General features: G+C 46.9%; 7 protein-coding genes. All 7 read right to left on the bottom strand.

Translation table 11 applies throughout. The features are described from left to right. Nucleotides 1-272 (bottom strand): transposase (locus HPY71_15505; GenBank protein NPV54897.1); only part of this gene is annotated, 272 nt, incomplete at its 3' end. 7 nt (nucleotides 273-279) lie between these two features. Further along, nucleotides 280-1,104, bottom strand: coding sequence for an IS630 family transposase (locus HPY71_15500; protein ID NPV54896.1), 825 nt, complete (start codon nucleotides 1,102-1,104; stop codon nucleotides 280-282). Then, nucleotides 1,028-1,342 (bottom strand): helix-turn-helix domain-containing protein, encoded by a 315-nt coding sequence (locus HPY71_15495; GenBank protein ID NPV54895.1) that lies wholly within the window; start codon nucleotides 1,340-1,342, stop codon nucleotides 1,028-1,030. The genes HPY71_15500 and HPY71_15495 overlap by 77 nt, the downstream gene beginning before the upstream one ends. A gap of 352 nt (nucleotides 1,343-1,694) precedes the next feature. Further along, nucleotides 1,695-2,978 (bottom strand): sugar ABC transporter substrate-binding protein, encoded by a 1,284-nt coding sequence (locus HPY71_15490; protein NPV54894.1) that lies wholly within the window; start codon nucleotides 2,976-2,978, stop codon nucleotides 1,695-1,697. Nucleotides 2,979-3,186: 208 nt separating this feature from the next. Further along, nucleotides 3,187-3,525 carry a hypothetical protein gene (locus HPY71_15485; GenBank protein NPV54893.1) on the bottom strand — a complete coding sequence of 113 codons (339 nt, stop codon included), beginning with the start codon at nucleotides 3,523-3,525 and terminating at the stop codon, nucleotides 3,187-3,189. Next, the gene (locus HPY71_15480) at nucleotides 3,510-3,695 is read right to left on the bottom strand and encodes a hypothetical protein (protein NPV54892.1); all 186 of its coding nucleotides are present in this window, start codon (nucleotides 3,693-3,695) and stop codon (nucleotides 3,510-3,512) included. Before HPY71_15480 ends, HPY71_15485 begins: the two co-directional genes overlap by 16 nt. Before the next feature lie 347 nt (nucleotides 3,696-4,042). Beyond that, nucleotides 4,043-5,062 (bottom strand): hypothetical protein, encoded by a 1,020-nt coding sequence (locus tag HPY71_15475; protein NPV54891.1) that lies wholly within the window; start codon nucleotides 5,060-5,062, stop codon nucleotides 4,043-4,045. Nucleotides 5,063-5,197: the final 135 nt, after the last annotated feature.

Here is a 5,197-nt window from a genome sequence, read left to right as displayed (position 1 = left end):
TTTTTTTTAAACCAGTTGACCTGCGTGGTAAGGCGGCCAATCTGAGCATAGAGTTCTTCCAGCTTTGCTTCGTATTCGCTCTTGACTTTGTCAACGGCCTTCTTATCATCTGTAAATAGCTGGGATAGACCTTCGATCGCCTGTCTTTTCCATTTATGAAGCTGGGAAGGGTGAATTCCATGCTCAGACGAGATTTGGGCTACACTTTTCTCTTCCTTGAGCAGTTCAAGGACAATCTGTGCCTTAAAGGTTGGTGAATATTGTTTCTTCATGACTCCATTATAGCTTAAAACCTGCCGTTTCCGTGTCTAAAATTCTGGGTCCATTATAATCAACTGAGTCGGAATCGTTTGGAGTTAAGACCTTGCGCACTAAGATGGATAAGTATATCTCCGCTTGGTTCAGCCAACTCGCATGTAGAGGGAGGTTTACGACAATCATGTTCGGATAAAGCCTCTCAAGCTCCATGATCTGTTTATCGGTTCGATGGCAGGTGCCATTGTCGAGAACCCAAATCACTCTATGTGCTTTCTTGTAGACCTTCTGACTCATCACCTTGCCAACGAACTTATGGAAAACAGGCTTGGTTACGCTTGGAACACAGTCGCCGTAAACTTTGCCACGGAAGATATCCCAAGCCGCCATGTATTGAATGGTCCCAAGTCTTATATATTCGTACTCTATCCTTACCGGTCTCGACGGACCAGTCGGAGAGGAGGGGTGGCAACGCTTAAGGCACTGAATTCCGGGCTTTTCGTCATAGCAGATTACGTAGTCATCTTCACCAAGGTGCTGCCCGCGCCAGTATCCCTGGTATAGATCCAATACGACCTCAGCCTTCTCGCGAAACTCGGGGTCTCTTGGATGTACCCAGGGATGATGGCGCCACGGGCGTAGAGCATCCTCTTTGAGGATTCGACATACAGTGCTTTTGCTCATGGGCAGCACCTGACCTTCGTCGTCGAGAATTCTTTTGATATCCGAGATGTGGTAGACGCTTACTGGCTCACCCTTCTTGGCAGGAAGCTCACAGGCAACGGCTTTCACCGTGGCCCTGTCCAAGGGGGGAAAAGCGCGGCGGGCGGCCGGAGCGAGGTTTATCATCCAGACTGAAGCCCTCCCTTACCCAGCGTCTACGCCACCTTCTAACCCATTGTTCGTGCATGCCGAGCTTTTTGGCTAAAGATACGCAGTCGATGTCCGGGCGTTCATTTAGGAGTAGTGCCAACTGTGCTCGTTTAGCTTTTGCCTGAGGAGTCTTGTGCCGACGCGCCAATCTCTTGGCGCATTCGACCTGTTCCTCAGTGAACTTAGGTTGATAAACTGGCTTGGGGCCTCTCATAGAGCATCCTCCTCTCAAGTTAACATAATGTGAGGACACTTTATGAGTGTATCATATCCCCAGCTAAAAGGCTATATCAATTCATGAAACGGAGTACTAGTCAAATATCCTTGTCACTCAGAAGCGAGCTTCATTCCATCCGGTATCTACGGTATCTAATTATCCCCCTTAGGCATACCGAAATCTCTTCACCAACAGGCGTCAACACCGGCCGGAAATATAATTAGCCTATTCTCTGGAAAGGTATTTCTCACCGACCGGAGGTATACCTTGACGCCTATGCTTCGTGCTGCCGCTTTTACTTGGGCGAGCCCTCATTAAGATGAGGGCTCGCCCAAGGCTCATCCTCTGATCATCGACCTAGGGTTTCATCTATCCGATCTCTCATACGCCTTGCTGTCTTGGCAGCATCTTGTTTACCGATGATGAACGCTTGTAGTTCCTCATGAATTACCTTCAGAAGCTCCTGATACTGAGGAACGGGGAGATACTCCGAGATTCCGAGGGTAGTAATGGCCTTTTTTATAGCTTGAGCTGCAGGGTTTATCCGCCTATATTCGGGATCATCATAGATGGAGAGAACAGTAGGCCCGTTATCGGCTTTAAAAGCCATATATCGCTGCGCCTCTACGTCTGCCATGAACTTAATGAATTTATATGCTGCTTCCTTGTTCTTAGAGTTTCTATCAATAGCTAGCGTCCAATAGGTACCAAGGTATCGAGGGGTGTGAGGGCCGACAGGTATTTTAGGCGTTGGCAGAATGTCATACCCCATTTTTCCTGCTGCAACCGACCTTTTAGGGTCTTCAAGAATCGTAGCCCTCGCACTGTATTCATGGGAAAAGGCGATCTTACCGCTTTGAAAAGCAACTACATTATCATCATAGGTCCATTCCAGTGGATTCGGCATGACCTTACTATCATGTAGTTCCTTAAGGAAGTTAAGGACCTTTATTCCAACTTCATCTGTTAGAGATGGGCTCGCGTGTCGCAAATCGTCCGTGAGGTACGCACCCCCATATGGCAATAAGAAACAGCCATAGGCTTCCGTACTCCAAGCTGGCGACTGTAGTTGCATTGATGTACCATAGGTACCCGGTTTTGTCAATTTCTTCGCCACAACAACATATTCTTCTAGGGTCGAAGGAACGTTTAAGCCTGCCTCCTTAAACCAATCTGAACGGTAGAATAGGATATATGTACCGAATCGAATCGGTAAGCCCACAACATTCCCATCGAAGGTTATCCGATCCACAGTAGACGCACCATACATTTTCTCTATATCTTGAGGACCGTGTTTTTTTATCCAGGGGTTCAAGGGCTCCAGATAACGACTTACGCCCGGGAGCCAAACCGTATTGATAGCCAAGACATCGTAGGTCGGCACTCTAGTGATGAATTGCATCATTTCTTTTTCAAGCAGAGATTCGTTTGCTATTAGTGTTACCTTTACCTGGTATTGACCCTTATACCTCTCATTGAATAGTTCGATTCCCTTGCTGAAAGATTTCCCGCTACCACCTACGCTTGCAAGCATGTTGATTGTAACTTCTTTACCGGCAGCCCAAGTAATGCCGTTAAACATACTCATTACAGTCGCTATAATCACGAGTACTAGTATTGGACGCCTTAACATGCTAGTTTACCTCCTTCTCTATTAGCTAGGCCATGTAGCGGCGGTCAAGCCGCGCGACGATCGACAATACTGATTCTTACAGCCAGAGAGTCCCCCTCGCCACCATGTCCAATATGCCTTCCCTCCACTATCACCTCCCATGAAGGTCCCTAGGGGACTCGCGAAAAGACTACCAACACGGCAGGCTTTTAGATGAATTACCTCATAATTAGCCTCCTGCGGAGCGAGCTACTGTGTGCAGGAAGTAACGTAAAACTACGGGTAAAAGTGCGACAACATTGATCAAACGAGACAGGTGCAATAGAGCAACCTTGGGTGTATCGGCACCAAGGGCGTTAGCAGCCAATGTCATTTCTGTCATTCCTCCAGGGGCACTAGCAAACAACGCGGTAGCCAGATCTAAATTGGATAATCTAGCAATAAGAATTCCTACGGCTAAGTTGACGAAAATTGTCCCAAAGACCATAATAACGGCTGGTATGATCATATCCTTTAACTCCATAATTGTATTTTTGTCAACCCGCAAGCCGATCATCGCTCCGGCCATAATCTGAACGACTGCACGGAAATTAGGGGGGAGATGTGTAGCCCCCCTATAATGTTATATACGCCAACGGCAAACATGGCTCCGATCATGGCCCCCGCTGGTATCCTTAATTTATAGCCAGCTAATCCACCGATGGTTGCTACGATTATAGTAACAATAAACCTGTTCATAATTGGCTCCCCCATCTAGCCTTTTTACGATATCCTTTCGGTTATGTCACAGATCTATTTGGAAGACCCGTAAAGCTCCTATAGGCTGGCATCATAAGGATCGGTGCTCGCGCCCCCATAATAGGAAAGCCAAAACCAATCATACTCCAACAGGGGGGATGTCTCATGAAGCGTGCCTTCTGCGATGGAATGGGCAGGCTAAGTCTTTGTGAGACCCCAGTAGCCACCTCGGTTAAATACCCTCCACACTCCCTTGGTTTTATCTCGGTTTCGTGGATGCCTTTCAGCACTGCTACAACATTAGGTAAATCACCACATCTCCGTACTGCAGAATTGAAGTTCGCAAATCAAATTCGTCCGCGATTTACCCATGCGTTGGCTTTCCAAGGATCGAACTCCAAAAAGGTTTCCAACATAATTCGCTTCTTCTCATCATCTATACCTATGGCCTCACCATTAGCATAGTCTGAAAGAATAAACCCCCCGTCCTTGGTGGCCCAGCACTCAAGTAGTAATCTTGCTTCCTCTCGGATCTCCTCGGCACCTTTAAAGGGTAGAGTCTGCTGAATATCACAGAGAGATTCGAAACATACACGCCCCCTGAACCGCTCGCCAATTTCCTGAATGCCTAATATTCTAGGTTGCTGTAGATTGATTACATCCAAACCTATGTCTATCAAGTGTTCAATAATCGCATTCACTTTTCCACAGGTATGCATCCATACATGCCACCCCTTGTCATGGGCAGCCCTGAAGATACGCGCATAACGGGGTTTAAAGAAATCTTCCCATAAGGATGGATCAATAAACATACTACGCTCGGTACCCCAGTCATCCGTAAAGCGAAGCCCATGAATCGCGCCCGGGAATCTTTCCGCGATGTTTTCTATTACCGCAATGTCGTACTCTACAATCCTGTCAGCTAAAATTTCTATCCGTTTTCTTTCAAGTAAGAGATCCACGAGGGCATTCTCAAATCCCCGTAATGCATACATGCGTTCCCAAAGAAGCATAAAGATCCTGGTAAGTACATACTTACCTTCTGGCCCTTTAAACTTCTCCTCCATGCCGCTATAAAGTCGTGAGTCATCTGGATCTGGCCAGCGATATGTCGAAAGAGAGGACCAATCATTCAAAGGATGCCCCTTGACTTGCCCAATATTCTTAGTCTCACTCCGGACCCATAGACAACCCCATTCGTCATAGGTCTGTGGCAATAAGTAATCCCCTGAACCAATTTGATTCCAGTAGACCAAATGCGTATCGTCAAGGCCACAGGATGCAAATCTTACCGGCATTCTGGGTGGTTTTTGAAACTCAATCGCTCTTCGAACTATCTCATATGAGGAAAGTCCCATCTCAACCACTTGCCTTCCTACCCCGAAAACTATTGACGCGAAGCAAACAAAACCCCAGTATATGCCTATCGACCACTTTTTTAAAGCTCAATAGGCATTCCACTACTTGGTATCACTAGGTCTCAATATTTAGGCAACGTTTGG

This window comes from Bacillota bacterium, from assembly GCA_013178125.1.
In the GTDB taxonomy this organism is placed as follows: domain Bacteria; phylum Bacillota; class SHA-98; order Ch115; family JABLXJ01; genus JABLXL01.
The sequence above is the reverse complement of the archived record's forward strand: the minus strand, read 5'-3'. Positions and strand labels throughout refer to the sequence as shown.